This is a genomic window from Enterobacter sp. ECC-175, assembly GCF_043968675.1.
Classification (GTDB): domain Bacteria; phylum Pseudomonadota; class Gammaproteobacteria; order Enterobacterales; family Enterobacteriaceae; genus Enterobacter.
Window position 1 is genome coordinate 961,011 of record NZ_CP143776.1, and the last position, 17,524, is coordinate 978,534.

At 59.5% G+C, this 17,524-nt stretch carries 13 protein-coding genes; 3 read left to right on the forward strand and 10 right to left on the reverse strand.

Features of this window, described 5'->3' with window-relative positions; translation table 11 throughout:
* Window positions 1-10: 10 nt before the first annotated feature.
* The 3 genes from actP to acs form a co-directional block, all read right to left on the reverse strand.
* Window positions 11-1,660, reverse strand: a complete 1,650-nt coding sequence (actP, locus tag V1599_RS04610) for a cation/acetate symporter ActP (RefSeq protein ID WP_395301081.1) — start codon at window positions 1,658-1,660, stop codon at window positions 11-13.
* Window positions 1,657-1,971: a DUF485 domain-containing protein gene (locus V1599_RS04615; RefSeq protein WP_112013227.1), complete on the reverse strand. Its 315-nt coding sequence runs from the start codon at window positions 1,969-1,971 to the stop codon at window positions 1,657-1,659. Before V1599_RS04615 ends, actP begins: the two co-directional genes overlap by 4 nt.
* Before the next feature lie 191 nt (window positions 1,972-2,162).
* Entirely contained in the window at window positions 2,163-4,121 is a 1,959-nt protein-coding gene (gene acs / locus V1599_RS04620) for an acetate--CoA ligase (protein WP_395301082.1), read from the reverse strand.
* A gap of 422 nt (window positions 4,122-4,543) precedes the next feature.
* On the opposite strand from acs, the gene gltP reads away from it, so the two are divergent.
* Entirely contained in the window at window positions 4,544-5,857 is a 1,314-nt protein-coding gene (gltP, locus tag V1599_RS04625; protein ID WP_112013225.1) for a glutamate/aspartate:proton symporter GltP, read from the forward strand.
* Window positions 5,858-5,945: 88 nt separating this feature from the next.
* Here the strand turns inward: gltP and V1599_RS04630 are convergent, their stop codons facing one another.
* The 3 genes from V1599_RS04630 to fdhF all read right to left on the reverse strand — a co-directional run bounded on the left by V1599_RS04630 (window position 5,946) and on the right by fdhF (window position 9,364).
* Window positions 5,946-6,620, reverse strand: a complete 675-nt coding sequence (locus V1599_RS04630) for a tetratricopeptide repeat protein (RefSeq protein ID WP_395301083.1) — start codon at window positions 6,618-6,620, stop codon at window positions 5,946-5,948.
* A gap of 121 nt (window positions 6,621-6,741) precedes the next feature.
* Complete coding sequence (locus V1599_RS04635; RefSeq protein WP_371186784.1) at window positions 6,742-6,894, reverse strand: Hok/Gef family protein; 153 nt, start codon at window positions 6,892-6,894, stop codon at window positions 6,742-6,744.
* A gap of 322 nt (window positions 6,895-7,216) precedes the next feature.
* Window positions 7,217-9,364 carry a formate dehydrogenase subunit alpha gene (gene fdhF, locus V1599_RS04640; protein WP_395301084.1) on the reverse strand — a complete coding sequence of 716 codons (2,148 nt, stop codon included), beginning with the start codon at window positions 9,362-9,364 and terminating at the stop codon, window positions 7,217-7,219.
* 256 nt (window positions 9,365-9,620) lie between these two features.
* Here fdhF and V1599_RS04645 point away from each other — a divergent pair, with 256 nt between their 5' ends.
* Window positions 9,621-10,352 (forward strand): response regulator, encoded by a 732-nt coding sequence (locus tag V1599_RS04645; RefSeq protein ID WP_112013221.1) that lies wholly within the window; start codon window positions 9,621-9,623, stop codon window positions 10,350-10,352.
* Window positions 10,353-10,357: 5 nt separating this feature from the next.
* Here V1599_RS04645 and lpxO read toward each other — a convergent pair whose 3' ends face one another.
* The 4 genes from lpxO to V1599_RS04665 form a co-directional block, all read right to left on the reverse strand.
* Window positions 10,358-11,266 carry a lipid A hydroxylase LpxO gene (lpxO, locus tag V1599_RS04650; RefSeq protein WP_112013220.1) on the reverse strand — a complete coding sequence of 303 codons (909 nt, stop codon included), beginning with the start codon at window positions 11,264-11,266 and terminating at the stop codon, window positions 10,358-10,360.
* 217 nt (window positions 11,267-11,483) lie between these two features.
* Window positions 11,484-12,425 (reverse strand): ABC transporter substrate-binding protein, encoded by a 942-nt coding sequence (locus tag V1599_RS04655; protein ID WP_395301085.1) that lies wholly within the window; start codon window positions 12,423-12,425, stop codon window positions 11,484-11,486.
* A 28-nt stretch (window positions 12,426-12,453) separates the two neighbouring features.
* A complete protein-coding gene (locus V1599_RS04660; protein ID WP_112013218.1) occupies window positions 12,454-13,449 on the reverse strand; it encodes a ribose ABC transporter permease in 996 nt (331 codons plus the stop codon).
* The gene (locus V1599_RS04665) at window positions 13,446-14,966 is read right to left on the reverse strand and encodes a sugar ABC transporter ATP-binding protein (RefSeq protein ID WP_395301086.1); all 1,521 of its coding nucleotides are present in this window, start codon (window positions 14,964-14,966) and stop codon (window positions 13,446-13,448) included. Before V1599_RS04665 ends, V1599_RS04660 begins: the two co-directional genes overlap by 4 nt.
* Window positions 14,967-15,192: 226 nt before the next feature.
* On the opposite strand from V1599_RS04665, the gene V1599_RS04670 reads away from it, so the two are divergent.
* Entirely contained in the window at window positions 15,193-17,472 is a 2,280-nt protein-coding gene (locus tag V1599_RS04670) for an ATP-binding protein (protein ID WP_395301087.1), read from the forward strand.
* The last annotated feature ends 52 nt before the right edge of the window (window positions 17,473-17,524 follow it).

A 17,524-nucleotide genomic window follows, 5' to 3' on the forward strand; every position in this document is an offset into this window, starting at 1 on the left:
GGAGTGATGCTTAGTGCGCGCGGCCCTGCTCAACGCCAAGACCGGTTTGCGAGCGGATAAACTGGGCGCGGAATTTCTCGCGCTCCAGGTTGCCCTCCGGCGAGTTGTCGGTGGCCGAGAAGAACCAGATGCCGATGAACGCCACGGCAATGGAGAACAGCGCCGGGTATTCATACGGGAAGATGGCGCTTTCGTGGCCGAGGATCTGCACCCAAATCGTCGGGCCGAGGATCATCAAAATCACCGCCATCAGCAGGCCCAGCCAGCCGCCAATCATCGCGCCGCGCGTGGTCAGCTTCGACCAGTACATGGAAAGCAGGATGATCGGGAAGTTGCAGCTTGCCGCAATCGAGAAGGCCAGCCCCACCATAAAGGCGATGTTCTGCTTCTCGAACAGAATGCCCAGCAGGATCGCTACCACGCCCAGCACCAGCACGGTGATTTTAGACACCTTCAGCTCGTCGCGCTCGCTCGCGCCTTTGCGGAAGACGTTGGCGTAGAGGTCATGCGAAACCGCCGACGCCCCGGCCAGCGTTAAACCCGCAACCACCGCAAGAATGGTGGCGAAGGCCACGGCGGAGATAAAGCCGAGGAACAGGTTGCCGCCAACCGCGTCGGCCAGATGCACCGCCGCCATGTTGTTACCGCCAATCAGCGCGCCCGCCGCGTCTTTAAACGCCGGGTTCGCCCCCACCAGCATGATCGCGCCGAAGCCGATGATAAAGGTCAGGATATAGAAATAACCCATAAAGCCGGTGGCGTAGAAGACGCTCTTGCGTGCTTCGCGCGCGTCGCTCACGGTGAAGAAACGCATCAGGATGTGCGGCAGGCCCGCCGTACCAAACATTAGCCCCAGGCCGAGCGAGAGCGCGGATATTGGGTCTTTCACCAGCCCGCCCGGGCTCATGATCGCTTCCCCTTTCGGGTGTACCGCCATCGCTTCGGTGAACAGGTTATTGAAGCTAAAGCCGACGTGCTTCATGACCATAAAGGCCATAAAGCTGGCGCCGAACAGCAGCAGGACCGCTTTGATGATCTGCACCCACGTAGTGGCCAGCATGCCGCCGAACAGTACGTACATCACCATCAGCACGCCGACCAGCACCACCGCAACGTGGTAGTTCAGGCCGAACAGCAGCTCGATGAGCTTGCCCGCGCCAACCATCTGCGCAATCAGGTACAGCGCCACCACCACCAGCGAGCCGCAGGCGGAGAGGGAGCGAATCGGCCCCTGTTTCAGGCGGTAGGAGGCGACGTCCGCGAAGGTATAGCGCCCGAGGTTGCGCAGGCGTTCGGCAATGAGGAACAGGATAATCGGCCAGCCGACGAGGAAGCCGAGGGAGTAGATCAGGCCGTCGTAGCCGGAGGTATAAACCAGCGCGGAGATCCCGAGGAACGACGCCGCGGACATAAAATCTCCCGCAATCGCCAGCCCGTTCTGGAAGCCTGTGATGTTGCCGCCCGCGGTGTAGTAATCGTTGCGCGAGCGCACGCGCTTTGAGGCCCAGTAGGTAATGTACAGCGTCAGCAGGACGAAAATCAGGAACATAATGATCGCCTGCCAGTTGGTGGGCTGGCGCTGAACCTCGCCGGTAATGGCATCCGCAGCGTTCGCTGCAAAGGGCAGTGTGGCGGCAAGCGCCGTCAGAACTCGCTTCATGATGCTTTTACCTCGCGCAGGACTTCTTTATTAAGACGATCAAATTCGCCGTTAGCGCGCCAGACGTAGACGCCGGTCAGTACAAACGAAATCACAATCACGCCGATCCCAATCGGGATGCCGCGCGTGACGCTGGTTCCCGCGTGCAGCGGCGTGCCGAGCCAGTGCGGGGCAAAGGCGATCAGCAGAATAAAGCCGACGTAGATAACCAGCATGATGATGGAAAGTAAGAAGGCAAACCGTTGCCGTTTTTCGACGAGCTCCCTGTAGTGCGCACTGTTCTCTATCTGCTGACAAATATCGTTATTCATCACAGAGTCTCCAGAGGTTCCCCTTCGTCTTTCACGCCGCAGGTGCGTTGGCCGCACTCGACCACCCCAGTCACATAGTGAACTATGCTCCTGGGGATGTTCTCGCTTGCCGCCTTCCTGCAACGCGAAATCCTTTGGGGAGGGTTGTTTTTATTCCCTCTCCCCTAAGGGGAGAGGGGTAGGGTGAGGGGTTACGAAGGCATTGCGATGGCCTGCTTCTCTTCGAGCAGTTTGTCCACCACGCCAGGATCGGCGAGCGTTGAGGTATCGCCGAGGTTGCTGGTATCGCCCGCCGCGATTTTGCGCAGAATGCGGCGCATAATTTTGCCGGAGCGGGTTTTCGGCAGCGAGTCGGTCCAGTGCAGTACGTCCGGCGTGGCGAGCGGGCCAATCTCTTTACGCACCCAGTTGCGCACGTCCGCGTACAGCTCCGGCGACGGCTCTTCGCCGTGGTTCAGCGTGACGTAGGCGTAAATCGCCTGGCCTTTAATATTGTGCGGAATGCCGACCACCGCGGCTTCGGCAATCTTCGGATGGGACACCAGCGCGGATTCAATCTCCGCGGTGCCCAGGCGGTGGCCGGAGACGTTCAGCACGTCGTCCACGCGCCCGGTGATCCAGTAGTAGCCGTCCTCATCGCGGCGCGCGCCGTCGCCGCTGAAGTACATGTTCTTAAAGGTCGAGAAGTAGGTCTGCTCGAAGCGCTCGTGATCGCCATACAGCGTGCGCGCCTGTCCGGGCCAGGAATCCACGATCACCAGGTTGCCTTCGGTCGCGCCTTCCTGCGGATTACCCTCGTTATCCACCAGCGCGGGCTGCACGCCGAAGAACGGACGCGTTGCCGAACCCGCTTTCAGCTCCGTCGCCCCCGGCATCGGGGTGATCATGAAGCCGCCGGTCTCGGTCTGCCACCAGGTGTCCATGACCGGGCATTTTTCGTTGCCGATCTTCTTCCAGTACCACTCCCACGCTTCCGGGTTGATCGGCTCGCCCACGGACCCGAGGATGCGCAGGGACGAGCGGTCGGTACCTTCGATGGCCTTGTCGCCTTCCGCCATCAGCGCGCGGATCGCGGTTGGCGCGGTGTAGAGAATATTAACCTGGTGCTTATCGACCACCTGGCACATGCGCGCCGGGGTCGGCCAGTTCGGTACGCCCTCAAACATCAGCGTGGTGGCGCCGCAGGCCAGCGGGCCGTACAGCAGGTAGCTGTGGCCGGTGACCCAGCCGACGTCGGCGGTGCACCAGTAAATGTCGCCCGGATGGTAGTCGAATACGTATTTGAACGTGGTCGCCGCATAGACCAGATAGCCGCCCGTGGTGTGCAGCACGCCCTTGGGCTTGCCGGTTGAGCCGGAGGTATAAAGGATAAACAGCGGATCTTCCGCGTTCATCTCTTCCGGCTGGTGCTGGTCGCTCGCTTTTTCAATCAGATCGCTCCACCAGAGGTCGCGCCCCTCGTGCCAGTCAATGTTTCCCCCGGTACGCTTGAGGACGATGACGTTGCTGACCGTGTTGACGTTCGGGTTTTTCAGCGCCTCGTCGACGTTTTTCTTCAGCGGAATGCCGCGCCCGGCGCGCAGGCCCTCGTCGGCCGTGATCACCAGCTTCGAGCTGGAGTCGACGATTCGCCCGGCAACCGCTTCCGGCGAGAAGCCGCCAAAGATCACCGAGTGAATGGCACCGATGCGCGCGCAGGCCAGCATCGCCACGGCGGCTTCCGGCACCATCGGCATATAGATAGCGACGACGTCGCCCTTTTTAATGCCTCTTTCCAGCAGGACGTTGGCGAAGCGGCACACGTCGCGGTGCAGCGCTTTATAGGTGATGTGCTTGCTTTGAGAGGCGTCGTCGCCTTCCCAGATAATGGCCGTTTCATTGCCGCGCTCGGCAAGGTGGCGGTCCAGGCAGTTTGCGGCCAGGTTCAGCGTGCCGTCTTCATACCATTTAATGGAGACGTTGCCCGGCGCAAAGGAGGTGTTTTTCACCTTCTGATACGGTTTGATCCAATCAAGGATGTGGCCCTGCTCGCCCCAGAAGGCGTCCGGGCTGGAAAGGGATTGCTGATACTTCTCGTGGTACTGCTCCGGGTTTATCAGGCAACGGTCCGCAATGTTTGCGGGAATGTCGTGTTTATGGATTTGGCTCATGGCTTTTTTTCTCCTTGTAAGATGTTAATAATATGTCGCAAAAACGTTAAGAGTAGGGTCTTTACAAGCTTTGTTTAGTATTTGGGCGACAGATCACGCATTGTCTGAATCGATTGAAAAATGAGCGAATGAAACTTTGAAGGGAAATAATTTATGCGGACGATTATTCACATTTAGGTGAAAAAAAGCGTTTTTATAACAAATGGTTATTTATGCGAATTATTACAAATTCGTGTCATAGCCCCTTTTTGCAGTGAAATGCCTCGTTCTTTAAGGCTTGCGCAGCATGCCGTGCAGATGATACTCATACGCCGCGTTAAAAAATCCCATAAACCAACGCAACACAATACATACCCTTTCAGTATGTCTCCCTATTCATGCAGTTCGGTGGTGCGGAGATTTCATTGAGGAAGTCAGTTTTTATGAAAAATGTAAAAATCAGCCTGGCCTGGCAAATCCTGCTGGCCCTTGTGCTGGGCATCTTACTGGGCAGTTACCTCCACTATCACAGCGACAGCCGCGAATGGCTGATCGCGAACCTGCTTTCCCCGGCAGGCGATATTTTTATTCATCTTATTAAGATGATTGTTGTCCCGATCGTGATTTCTACGCTGGTGGTTGGCATTGCCGGCGTGGGCGATGCGAAGCAGCTCGGGCGTATCGGCGCGAAGACCATTATCTATTTCGAAGTGATCACTACGGTGGCCATCATTCTTGGCATCACGCTGGCGAACGTGTTCCAGCCCGGTTCCGGGATCGATATGTCGCAGCTGGCCACGGTGGATATTTCGAAATACCAAAGCACAACCGCTGACGTGCAGAGCCATGCGCACGGGCTGATGGGGACCATTCTCTCGCTGGTGCCGACCAATATCGTGGCGTCCATGGCGAAAGGCGAAATGCTGCCGATCATCTTCTTCTCGGTGCTGTTCGGCCTGGGCCTCTCATCCCTCCCGGCGACCCACCGCGAGCCGCTGGTGACCGTGTTCCGCTCTATCTCTGAAACCATGTTCAAAGTGACCCACATGGTGATGCGCTACGCGCCGGTCGGTGTATTTGCGCTGATCGCGGTGACGGTGGCGAACTTCGGCTTTGCCTCCCTGTGGCCGCTGGCGAAGCTGGTTATCCTGGTTCATTTCGCGATCCTGTTCTTTGCGCTGGTGGTGCTCGGCATCGTGGCGCGCCTGTGCGGGCTGAGCATCTGGATCCTGATCCGCATCCTGAAGGATGAGCTGATTCTGGCGTACTCGACGGCAAGCTCCGAGAGCGTGCTGCCGCGTATTATCGAGAAGATGGAGGCCTACGGTGCGCCTGCCTCTATTACCAGCTTCGTGGTGCCGACCGGCTACTCCTTTAACCTGGACGGCTCAACGCTGTACCAGAGTATTGCGGCTATCTTTATCGCCCAGCTTTACGGCATCGATCTGTCCCTGTGGCAGGAAATCGTGCTGGTGCTGACGCTGATGGTGACCTCGAAAGGGATCGCGGGCGTGCCGGGCGTTTCGTTCGTGGTGCTGCTGGCGACGCTGGGCAGCGTGGGCATTCCGCTGGAAGGGCTGGCATTTATTGCAGGCGTTGACCGTATCCTCGACATGGCGCGTACCGCGCTGAACGTGGTGGGTAACGCGCTGGCGGTGCTGGTGATTGCCAAGTGGGAGCACAAGTTCGACCGCAAGAAAGCGCTGGCGTACGAGCGCGAGGTGCTGGGTCGTTTTGATAAGACGGCCGACCAGTAGTAAAAAAAAGGCCGGTGGCGCTGCGCTTACCGGGCCTACTCTATTATTCCCTCTCCCCTTTGGGGAGAGGGTTAGGGTGAGGGGGGGTCTACTCCCCGCTCAACGCATCAAACTCTTCACACCCCGTATCAAACCCTTCGGTACAGCTCAGGTTTAACCAGTACAGCGCCTTCTGTTTATTTGGCGTGATAAAGCCTTTCTCACCCTGCTGGAACAGCATACCCGCCCAATATTCCGCGTAACCCGTTCGCGACAGCGACGAGCTGCGCTTAAACCACGCGGCGGCTTTTGCATCGTCCTGGGCCACGCCAACGCCGTTGGCATAGATCAGGCCCAGCAGGGATTGCGCATCGACCGCCGAGTCGCTGTCGAGATCCTCCGTGGCGGTTTGCAGCAGCGCAATGGCCTTTGGATAGTCGGTATTGCCCGCCTGAGTATTAACCAGCACGCGCGCCAGCATGATTGCACCGCGCTTGCTGCCCGCAATGTTCGCCTGCTGGGCAAGCGCTTTCGCCTGCACGTAATCACCCTGCGTAAAATGGATTTGCGACAGCAGGGCCATTGCGTCGACGTCGCCGCCCCTGGCCGCTTTCTCCGCCCACTGCGCGGCCTTCTGGCTGTCGCCGGAGCTAAAATACGTGTCGGCCAGATAGTACTGCGCGCGCGCGTCGCCCGCGTCGGCCTGTTCCTGATACTGGCTGCCAATCGCGTTGGCGCGCGCCAGCGAGGTGAAAACGAACAACAACAGTAAAATGTGTTTCATGGATTCTTATCATTAGGGTACGTGCCGCGCAGTATAATCGCGGCGACAAAAGAAAAAAATGGGTGCATTAAGACCTCTGCATCCTTCAAGCCGGGCGGAACGATTGTTCCGCCCGATGAGGTTAGCCCGAAATACAGGCTAATTTCGCCGCCACCTCCTGATGTTCGCTTTTTATTGTGAGCTCGCATAACTTCCCGCGATTAATAAAGGCGAATATCACGATGGTCAGACATATAATTGAAACGATGCCTAACACCGCTTTTAATGGCGTCATGCCTTTTACTCCTTGTCAAAAAAAGAATAAGAGGCTACCCTCAACTTGTTGGTTGTTGAGGGGGTAGCCTCGGGTAAATGAAAATTTCCCGGGGCTTTCCACTTTCTGTCCCTCAACAATGCTCAAGACAGAAAGTCTTAAGCACCCGCCGCACATCTTATTCTCCTGAACGTAAAAGCAAAGATGTAATTCTTTTCTGGGCTAATTACATTTTTCCTGCGAGACGCCTTCCAGAATAAATATAAAATCCGGGAATGATTAATTCATAAATAAAAAGGGGATGAATAGTTCATCCCCTTTATTCAGCGTTTAACTCACGGCCTCATCCCATTGCGCTTTCGCGCAGCCGGGCCTTCAGCCTGGTATATTCGTCGATCACATACTGTTCCGCGGCGCGCTGGTCGGCAATCGGCTCGACGCGTACGGCGCAGTACTTATACTCCGGCGTTTTGGTTATCGGGCTGAGGTTCTCGGTCACCAGCTCGTTACAGGCGCCAATCCACCACTGGTAGGTCATATAGACCGCCCCTTTGTTTGGCCTGTCGCTTACCTGGGCGCGCGTAATGATCCTGCCCTTACGCGAGTTCACCCATATCAGCGCCTCATCCTGGATGCCAAGCCGCTCCGCGTCGGCGGTGTTGATTTGCGCGTAACCGGGCTCATCCGCCAGCGCGGCCAGCGCGGCGCAGTTGCCCGTCATGGAGCGGCAGGAGTAGTGGCCCACCTCACGCACGGTGGAGAGCACCATCGGAAACTCGTCGGTGAGCTTATCGATCGGCGCGACCCAGTCGCAGGTGAAGAACTGCGCCAGCCCGTTCGGGGTGTCGAACTTCTCTTTAAAGAGATACGACGTGCCCTGATCGGCGTCGGACTCTTCGCGGCACGGCCACTGGATGTACCCCAGCTCGCCCATTTTTTCATAGGTTGCGCCGTAGAAATCCGGACACAGATGCCGTAGCTCGTCCCAGATCTCCTGGGTGTTGTTGTAGTGCATCGGGTAGCCCATGCGGGTGGCGATTTCGCTGATGATCTGCCAGTCGGTTTTCAGGTCCCACTTCGGTTCAACCGCTTTGAAGAAGCGCTGGAAGCCGCGGTCCGCCGCCGTGTAGACGCCTTCATGCTCGCCCCATGACGTCGACGGTAAAATCACGTCCGCCGCCGCCGCGGTTTTGGTCATAAAGATATCCTGGACAATCACCAGCTCCAGATCCTCAAACCCTTTGCGCACCGCAGAAAGCTCGGCGTCGGTCTGGAGCGGATCTTCACCCATGATGTAGGCCGCGCGCACCTCGCCGTGCGCCGCGCGGTGCGGCAGCTCGCTGATGCGGTAGCCCGTGTGCTCCGGCAAACTCTCCACGCCCCAGGCCTTCGCGAACTTAGCGCGGTTTTCCGGGAACTTGACGTACTGATAGCCCGGATAGGTATCCGGCAGCGCGCCCATGTCGCACGCGCCCTGCACGTTGTTCTGGCCGCGCACCGGGTTGACGCCGACGTGCGGCTTCCCGAGGTTGCCGGTCAGCATGGCGAGGCTGGTCAGGGAGCGCACGGTTTCCACACCCTGATAGAACTGGGTCACGCCCATGCCCCACAGAATGGCGGCGGTTTTGGCCTCTGCATACATCCGCGCGGCCTGGCGAATCTCCTGCGCGCTGACGCCGGTTATCGCTTCGACCGACTCCGGCGTATAGCCTTCGACAATTTTCCGATACTCTTCAAAACCTTCCGTGCGGCTGGCAACAAACGCCTGGTCGTACAGATTCTCCTCAATGATGACGTGTCCCATTGCGTTCAACAGCGCGATGTTCGAGCCGTTTTTCAGCGCAATGTGCATATCCGCAATGCGCGCTGTTTCAATTTTGCGCGGATCGCAGACGATGATTTTCGCCCCGTTCTGCTTAGCGCGGATAACGTGGTTCGCGACGATAGGGTGAGAATCCGCCGGGTTATAGCCGAAAATAAACACCAGATCGGTGTTATCTATCTCGTTGATGGCATTACTCATTGCGCCGTTACCGACCGACTGGTGCAGACCTGCAACCGAGGGGCCGTGTCAGACGCGTGCGCAGCAGTCGACGTTATTGGTGCCAATAACGGCGCGCGCGAATTTTTGCATCACATAGTTGGTTTCATTTCCCGTCCCGCGCGAGGAGCCGGTGGTTTGGATCGCATCCGGGCCATACTTGGCCTTGATGGCGCTAAGGCGCGCGGCGACGTAGTCCAGCGCCTCGCTCCAGGAGACGGCTTCCAGCCTGCCACCGCGCTCGCGGCGGATCATGGGGGTTTTCAGGCGCGGGGTGAGGATTTGCGTATCGTTAATAAAATCCCAGCCGTAATAGCCTTTCAGGCACAGGGTTCCCTGGTTGGTTTTCCCCTGTGCCGCTTCCGCCCGGATGATTTTGCCGTTATCGACCACCAGGTGGATCTTGCAACCTGAGGCACAATACGGGCATACCGTGACGACTTTTTTCATCAGTCTGCTCCCGTTAGTCAATTCTTACGCAGCCACTATGCAGCTTCTATGCCATGTTTTTAATGTGGGTATTGACTGACTTTACGGCCCCCTGCGGGAAAAAACGCTGACGAAAAACAGGCAATCGTCAAAATTGACGTGTCGAAGGGGGAGCGGATGTGACGCGGGTTGAAATTCCGTCACTGAAAAAACACATTGGCTGGAGCCATCGGCAGAATGGTTCAGACTTAACATAATTTCCTGGCGGAAGCAGATGATGAAACCGGCGATTCTGGTGGTAGATGACGATACGGCAGTGTGCGAGCTGTTAAAAGACGTGCTTAACGAGCACGTCTTTACGGTGCTGGTCTGCCATAACGGCCAGGATGCCCTTGACCGGATCCAGCAGGAGCCGGACATCGCCCTGGTGCTGCTGGATATGATGCTGCCGGATATCAACGGACTACAGGTGCTACTGCAGCTGCAAAAGCGGCGCCCGGCGCTGCCGGTGGTGATGCTGACGGGCCTGGGAAGCGAGTCGGACGTGGTGGTCGGGCTGGAGATGGGGGCGGACGATTACATCGGTAAGCCGTTCAACCCCCGCGTAGTGGTGGCGCGGGTCAAAGCCGTGCTGCGGCGTACCGGCGCGCTGGCTGCCGAAGCCCCGGCCCCTCGCGCGGCGGGCGTGACCTTCAGCGGCTGGACGCTCGATACCGCCCGCTGCGAGCTGAGCGATCCGCAGCGCAACGCCGTGCCGTTAACCCAGGGCGAGTACGGCCTGTTGCTGGCGCTGGCGCAAAATGCCCGTCGGGTGCTGAGCCGCGAGCAGCTTCTCGAGCTGACCCACAGCGAAAGCGCCGACGTCTTTGACCGCACCATCGACGTGTTGATTATGCGCCTGCGGCGTAAAATTGAGGTCAACCCGCACCAGCCCGCGCTGATTAAAACCATTCGCGGGCTGGGGTACGTTTTTGCCGCCGACGTTAACCTTCCCGAGCGGGCGGCGTAGGGCGATTACACCACGGCAGGAACGATAATTGCCGCGAAAATCGCAATGATGACCAGATATTTCAGCGCGTAATAGAGGCGCCGGTTTTTCTTCTTCAGGCGCTGCCCGCGCTCGCGCCCCGCGTGAACGTACTTGAATAGGCGATTTATGCCGCCGGTACGATCGCCGTCATCATTGGGCGAGCTGGCCGCCGACATCAGCGTCGTGCCCACCCAGTGGTTAACCGCCTGCGCCCAGCGCCATTTCATCGGCCGCTCAATATCGCAGAACAGGATGATGCGCGTCCGATCCGTTTTATTTTCCGCCCAGTGTACGTAGGTCTCATCAAAAATGACGGCCTCTCCGTCGCGCCAGCTGTGCCGCTGCTGGTCTACCTCGATAAAACAGCGGTCGTCGTTGGGCGTAAACAGGCCCAGATGGTAGCGCACCGAGCCGGCGTAGGGATCGCGATGCTTGCCCAGATAGGCGCCCGCCGGCAGCTCGGCAAACATGGCGGCCTTCACCGAGGGGATCTCGCTGACCAGCTTCGTCGTGACGGGGCACAGGGCCTGTGCCGACGGGTGCGCGTCGGCATACCACTTCAGATAAAAACGCTTCCACCCGCGCTTAAAAAACGTATTGAAACCGGCGTCGTTATTATTCTGTGCTGCCTTAATATGATCCTGCAGGCGCAGGGCTTCTTCGCGAATAACCGGCCAGCTGTCGGTGAGCTTTTTCAGCTCCGGGAAGCTTTCCGTCTCAAAGAAGGGCTGCTTTGCGGGAAGCGTCGAAAACGCGGTCATGAACATATTGATCGGCGCCATGAACGTGGAGTGATCGAAAAGCTGCCGCGAGAGCGTTTGTTTTTCTCTGCCGCGCGAATGCGCATAGATAACGCTAATAATGAAAATACCGATGATAATGGCTGCGAACATTTTTCCCTTGTCCTGTAGTGATTTTCTCATTCCGGAAAGCGAGCGCATACCGCGCCGCCCGTACCGAAAATGCCAGACGAAGAGAGTGTAGTTCGGGGATTTAAAATTAATAGAACTGTAATGAAAAATCGCAATTATTGTTAATTTGATGGGGTTTATTCCCCTCATCCTGGCCCTCTCCCCAAAGGGGAGAGGGAATGAAAATCGCGCACGGCCTTTACTTCACCGTCCACCCCTTATAGCTGCCGACGTTCTTTTTATCGATCATCGTCACCGGGATCAGCACCGGCTCTTTCGGCGCGGGCTTGCCCTGAAGAATGTCATAGCCGATCTCCACCGCTTTCGCCGCCATCACCTGCGGGTCCTGGGCCGGGGTTGCCACGAACAGGGAGTTTTCGCGCTTCAGCGCCTCTTCGCCGTCGGGCGAGCCGTCCACGCCGACGATAAAGAACTCGCTGCGCTGCGCCTGCTTCGCCGCCAGATCGGCACCGATCGCCGTCGGATCGTTGATTGCGAACACGCCGTCGATCTTCGGATTGGCGGCCAGCAGGGAGGTCATCACCTCCAGCCCGCCTTCGCGGCTGCCCTTGGCGTTCTGGTTATCCGAGAGCACCTTAATGTCCGGGTGGCGCTTAAACTCGGTCTGGCAGCCTTCCACGCGGTTTTGCACCGCCGAGACCGGCGGTCCGTTGATGATCACCACGTTGCCTTTGCCCTTCAGGCGATCGGTAATGTACTTACAGGCCATTTCGCCCGCCTGGGTGTTATCGGAGGTGATGGTGGCGTCCGCGCCTTCCGCCGCGACGTCGACCGCGACGACCACGATCCCGGCCTCTTTCGCGCGCTTCACCGCCGGGCCGATCCCCTTCGAATCCGCAGCGTTCAGGATGATCATATCCACCTTCGCGGCGATAAAGTTGTCGATCTGCGAAACCTGCTGGCCCAGATCGTAACCGCTGGAAACCAGCGTCACCTTAACGTTGTCCCCCGCCAGCTTGCGCGCTTCCAGCTCCGCGCCTTTGGTGATCTGCACGAAGAACGGGTTGGCTAAATCGCCCACCGTGACGCCGATGGACTTCAGGTCTTTCGCCTGCGCGAACGGCGTCGCGGCGAGCAGTGCGCCAGCACAGAGCGCGGTCACTAACGGTTTTAAACGCATCTTGTCTTCCTCACGTAGGGGATTGTTGTTATGCACTTTGATGGTGTCGGGTACGGTATTTGTCGATCAGCACCGCTATGATGATCACCGCCCCTTTGATCACCAGCTGCCAGAAGTAGGAGACGCCCATCAGCGTCATGCCGTTGTTGAGCGTGGCGATGATCAGCGCGCCCACCAGCGTGCCGGTGATCGTGCCGATCCCGCCGACGAAGCTGGTGCCGCCGAGGATCACCGCGGCAATGGCGTCCAGCTCGTAGCCCGTACCGAGGTTGCCGTTGGCGCTGTAAAGGCGCGAGGCGCTCATCACGCCGCCCAGGCCGGAGAGCAGGCCGCTCATGCCGTAGACGAACAGCAGCACCAGCCAGACCTTAATGCCCGTCAGACGCGCCGCCTGCATATTGCCGCCGACCGCGTAGATGTGAACGCCGAGCGTGGTGCGGCGCAGGATGAACCAGCAGAGGGCAATCACCGCCAGCGCGATGACCACCAGCCACGGTACGGGGCCGAGATAGTTATTGCCGATCCACTCGAAGCTGATGTTGGAGTTGATCACCGTGGTGCCGTCCGCCAGCAGGTAGGCCGCGCCGCGCAGCGCCGTATACGTGCCGAGCGTGACGATAAACGGCGGCAGCCCGGCAAAGGCCACCAGCGCACCGTTGAACAGCCCCAGCACCATGCCGAGCATCAGCGCGGCGGGAATGGAGAGCATGGCGAACTCAGGAATGAGCGACACCACCATCGCTGCAACCGCCGTGGTGCCCAGAATCGAGCCGACGGAGAGGTCAATCCCGCCGGTCAGGATGATGAAGGTCATCCCCGCCGCCAGCACGATGTTGATCGACGCCTGACGGGTGATGTTGAGCAGGTTGCTCTCGGTAAAAAAGTTTGGAGCAATAAAGCCAAATACCGCCACGATAAGGATCAGAATCGGCAAAATGCCGACCGTTTGCATCAGATCGCTCATCAGCATTTTTTTGGCGGAGGCGGATTTCGCCACCTGCTGCGGGTTGGTTGTTTGCGTCATGGTTGCACCGCCTGGTGATGAGTGTCGTTAACGCCGGTTGCCAGCGTCATGATGCTTTCCTGAGAGATGTCGCGGCCAGGAAGCTCGCCCGCAATGCTGCCTTCGCGCATCACGTAGACCCGGTCGCTCATGCCCACCACTTCCGGCAGCTCGCTGGAGATCATCAAAATCGCCACCCCTTTGCGCGCCATCTGGTTCATGATGCGGTAGATCTCGCTTTTCGCGCCGACGTCCACGCCGCGCGTGGGTTCGTCCAGAATCAGAATGCGCGGGCCGATCGCCACCCAGCGGGAGATCAGCAGCTTTTGCTGATTACCGCCGGACAGCCCGCCCGCGCGTACCTGAGAATGCGGGACGCGGATATTGAGCAGGGCGATGGCGTCATCGGAAATCGACTGCGCTTTTTTGCGGTTGAGCATGCCGAACGTGGCGTCGCGCTCCAGCGTCGCCATGGTGATGTTCTCCTGCGCCGCCAGCTCGAGAAACAGCCCCTGCTCCTTGCGGTTCTCGGTGAGAAAACCGATGCCGTTCTCAATCGCCGCGCGCGGGGAGTGGATCACCACCGGCTCGCCGTCGACCTCAATCATTCCGCCGGTGGCTTTGCGCACGCCGAAAATCAGCTGCGCCAGCTCGGAGCGCCCGGCTCCGACCAGCCCCGCCAGCCCGACGATTTCGCCGGAGCGGACCTGCAGGCTGCACGGCTGCACTTTTTTGCCGTCGGTGAGGTGGTGGACGTTGAGGCGCGGGCTGCCGAGCGGGATATCGCGCTCCTTGTTGAACAGGTCGCTGAGCGGGCGGCCCACCATCATCTTCACCAGCTCGGAGGCGTTGAGCCTGTCGCGCGTCAGGCTGCCGACGTACTGCCCGTCGCGCAGGACGCTGACGCGGTCGGAAAGCTCGTACACCTCCGCCATGCGGTGGCTGATATAGATAATCGCCATGCCTTCGTCGCGCAGGCGCAGGATCAGCTCAAACAGGCGGTGGGTTTCGCGCGAGGAGAGGGCGGCGGTGGGTTCGTCCATCACCAGAATGCGGCTGTTGCGGTGCAGCGCGCGGGCTATTTCCACCTGCTGCTGCTCGGCGATAGTCAGCTTCATCACCAGGTCAGTCGCGCTGAACTGTGCGCCCAGCCGGTCGATCACCGCCTGCGCCCGGGCGGCCATCTCTTTGCGCTGCACCAGCCCGCCGCGCGACAGCTCGCTGCCGAGAAAAATGTTCTCCGCGACGGTGAGGTTGGGCGCGAGCTGCATCTCCTGGTAGATCAGGGTAATGCCCGCCGCCAGCGCGTCCTTCGGCCCTTTGATGTTAAACGGCTGGCCGTCGATGCGGATCTCGCCGCCGGTGGCGGTGTAGGCGCCCGCGAGGATCTTCATCAGCGTGCTTTTCCCCGCGCCGTTTTCCCCCATCAGCGCGTGGATCTCACCGGGGAAAACCGTCAAATCGACGCCCTTTAGCGCGTGAAAATGGCCAAAGGTTTTGGCTATGCCGCGCATCTCTAAAACCGGGGTTCTGCTCATGGCGGATCTCCTGTGAATGTCGATATCTGCACTTCATCACAGGCGCGTAAATGCAAAATGTCAGAAGCCGTTCATATTTGTCATAGTGATGAATAAATCGCGTGGATCACATTTTACCCTCACCCCAGCCCTCTCCCTGGAAGGGAGAGGGAGCAAATCATTCCCTCGCCCCTTTGGGGAGAGGGCCAGGGTGAGGGGACACCAAACCGCACAGGAGCCCAAATCCATGCCATCACGCCCCCCGTTCTTCGCCAGCGCCCGCGGCCGCCTGCTGATGTTCAATCTGCTGGTTGTTGCGGTTACGCTAATGGTCAGCGGCGTGGCGGTGCTTGGCTTTCGTCATGCCAGTCAAATCCAGGAGCAGGTACAGCAGCAAACGCTGGATGACATGAACGGCAGCATGAACCTCGCGCGCGATACGTCGAATGTGGCAACGGCGGCGGTGCGCCTTTCGCAGGTGGTCGGTGCGCTGGAATACAAGGGGGAAGCGGAGCGGCTGAAGGAGACCCAGACGGCGCTGCGCCGCTCGCTGGAGCAGCTTGCCGACGCGCCGCTGGCGCGACAGGAGCCAGCGCTGGTGGCGCGTATTATTCGCCGCAGTAATGAATTACAGCAGAGCGTCACGGGCATGCTGGAGCGCGGGCAGCGGCGCCATCTTGAGCGCAACGCGCTGCTCAGCTCGCTTTACCAGAGCCAAAGCGAGCTGCGCCATTTGCAGGACATTAACCGCCGCGACGGCAGCAACGTGCCGGACGGACGCCTGCTTGCGGAGATGGACCGGCTGATCCTTGCCGCGATTGGCACGCCGTCCCCCCGCGCGACGGTTCAGCAGCTGGATGCCGTCACGGCCACGCTGCCCCCGCGCAGCCTCCAGCCGGCGGTGAGCGAGGTGCTTCCTGATTTCATCACCGAGCTGCGCAAGCTCGCGCCGCTGGCCAACCGGCTGGAAGAGAGCGAGCTGGCGATCAGCTGGTATATGTTTCACATCAAGGCGCTGGTGGCGATTTTAAACAGCGATATCAATCAGTACGTTGAGCAGGTGGCGCAGGCCTCCCGGCTTCGCATGGCCCAGAGCCACCGGGAGCTGCGCTCCATCAGCGTGTTTATCAGCGTTTTTGCCCTGCTGGCGCTGATCATTACCGGCTGCGCCTGCTGGTACATCTACCGAAATCTCGGCACCAACCTGACGGCCATTTCCCGGGCGATGTCGCGCCTTGCCCACGGGGAGCCGGACGTGACGGTCCCCGCGCTGCAGCGGCGCGACGAGCTGGGCGAGCTGGCGCGCGCGTTTAACGTCTTCGCCCGCAATACCGCCTCGCTGGAACACACCACGCGGCTGCTGAAGCAAAAAACCACCCAGATGGAGATTGACCGCGTTGAGCGCCAGGGGCTGGAAGAGGCGCTGCTCCACAGCCAGAAGATGAAGGCCGTTGGCCAGCTCACCGGCGGGCTGGCGCATGATTTTAACAACCTTTTGGCGGTGATTATCGGCAGCCTGGAGCTTACCGATCCGCAGTCGCCGGACGCGCCGCGCATTACCCGCGCGCGCAAGGCCGCCGAGCGCGGCGCCACGCTCACCCAGCGCCTGCTGGCGTTTTCCCGCAAGCAGTCCCTGAACCCGCACGCCGTGGAGATGAAGCCGCTGCTGGAAAACCTCAGCGAGCTGATGCGCCACTCCCTGCCCGCGACCCTCGCGCTGGAGATTGAGGCGCAGTCCCCGGCGTGGCCCGCGTGGATTGACGTCAGCCAGCTGGAAAATGCGATCATCAACCTGGTAATGAACGCCCGCGACGCGATGGAAGGGCAAAGCGGCGTCATTAAGATCCGCACCTGGAACCAGCGCGTCACCCGCAGCGACGGGCGCAGGCAGGACATGGTGGCGCTGGAGGTGATCGATCGCGGCTGCGGGATGTCGCAGGAGGTAAAATCCCAGGTCTTCGAACCGTTCTTCACCACCAAGCAGACCGGGAGCGGCAGCGGGCTAGGCCTGTCGATGGTGTACGGCTTTGTGCGCCAGTCCGGCGGGCGCGTGGAGATCGAAAGCGCGCCGGGGCAGGGTACGACCGTGCGGCTGCATCTGCCGCGCGCAGCGATGCTGACCGTCCCGCGCGACGAGGCGCTTGTCGCCGCTACGCTCGCGGACAGCGAGCAGCTGGTGCTGGTTCTGGAAGATGAAGCCGACGTTCGCCAGACGCTGTGCGAGCAGCTCCATCAGCTTGGCTACCTGACGCTCGAAGCGGAAAGCGGCGAGCAGGCGCTGAATATGCTGGCCGCGTCGTCGGATATCAGCATAGTTATCAGCGACCTGATGCTCCCGGGCAGCCTGAGCGGCGCGGAGGTGGTTCATCAGGTGCGTACCCATTACCCCGAGATGGCGGTGCTGCTGATCAGCGGCCAGGATCTCCGCCCGGTGCATAATCCTCCGCTGCCGGAGGTTGAGCTTCTGCGTAAACCGTTCACCCGCGCGCAGCTGGCGCAGGCGCTGCATAAGGTGAGGGTAATTTGAGATTTCTCCCTTTTTTCAGAATATAACTCCTGTTTCAGCTATTTACACAGAT

What these genes read in the sequence shown, in the direction of transcription:
- lpxO (WP_112013220.1), bottom strand. Translation starts at nt 11,266, where the DNA reads ATGTTCGCAGCCATTATCATCGGTATTTTCATTATTAGCGTTATCTAT.
- actP (WP_395301081.1), bottom strand. Translation starts at nt 1,660, where the DNA reads ATGAAGCGAGTTCTGACGGCGCTTGCCGCCACACTGCCCTTTGCAGCG.
- V1599_RS04660 (WP_112013218.1), bottom strand. Translation starts at nt 13,449, where the DNA reads ATGACGCAAACAACCAACCCGCAGCAGGTGGCGAAATCCGCCTCCGCC.
- V1599_RS04615 (WP_112013227.1), bottom strand. Translation starts at nt 1,971, where the DNA reads ATGAATAACGATATTTGTCAGCAGATAGAGAACAGTGCGCACTACAGG.
- acs (WP_395301082.1), bottom strand. Translation starts at nt 4,121, where the DNA reads ATGAGCCAAATCCATAAACACGACATTCCCGCAAACATTGCGGACCGT.
- V1599_RS04635 (WP_371186784.1), bottom strand. Translation starts at nt 6,894, where the DNA reads ATGACGCCATTAAAAGCGGTGTTAGGCATCGTTTCAATTATATGTCTG.
- V1599_RS04645 (WP_112013221.1), top strand. Translation starts at nt 9,621, where the DNA reads ATGAAACCGGCGATTCTGGTGGTAGATGACGATACGGCAGTGTGCGAG.
- V1599_RS04665 (WP_395301086.1), bottom strand. Translation starts at nt 14,966, where the DNA reads ATGAGCAGAACCCCGGTTTTAGAGATGCGCGGCATAGCCAAAACCTTT.
- V1599_RS04670 (WP_395301087.1), top strand. Translation starts at nt 15,193, where the DNA reads ATGCCATCACGCCCCCCGTTCTTCGCCAGCGCCCGCGGCCGCCTGCTG.
- gltP (WP_112013225.1), top strand. Translation starts at nt 4,544, where the DNA reads ATGAAAAATGTAAAAATCAGCCTGGCCTGGCAAATCCTGCTGGCCCTT.
- V1599_RS04655 (WP_395301085.1), bottom strand. Translation starts at nt 12,425, where the DNA reads ATGCGTTTAAAACCGTTAGTGACCGCGCTCTGTGCTGGCGCACTGCTC.
- V1599_RS04630 (WP_395301083.1), bottom strand. Translation starts at nt 6,620, where the DNA reads ATGAAACACATTTTACTGTTGTTGTTCGTTTTCACCTCGCTGGCGCGC.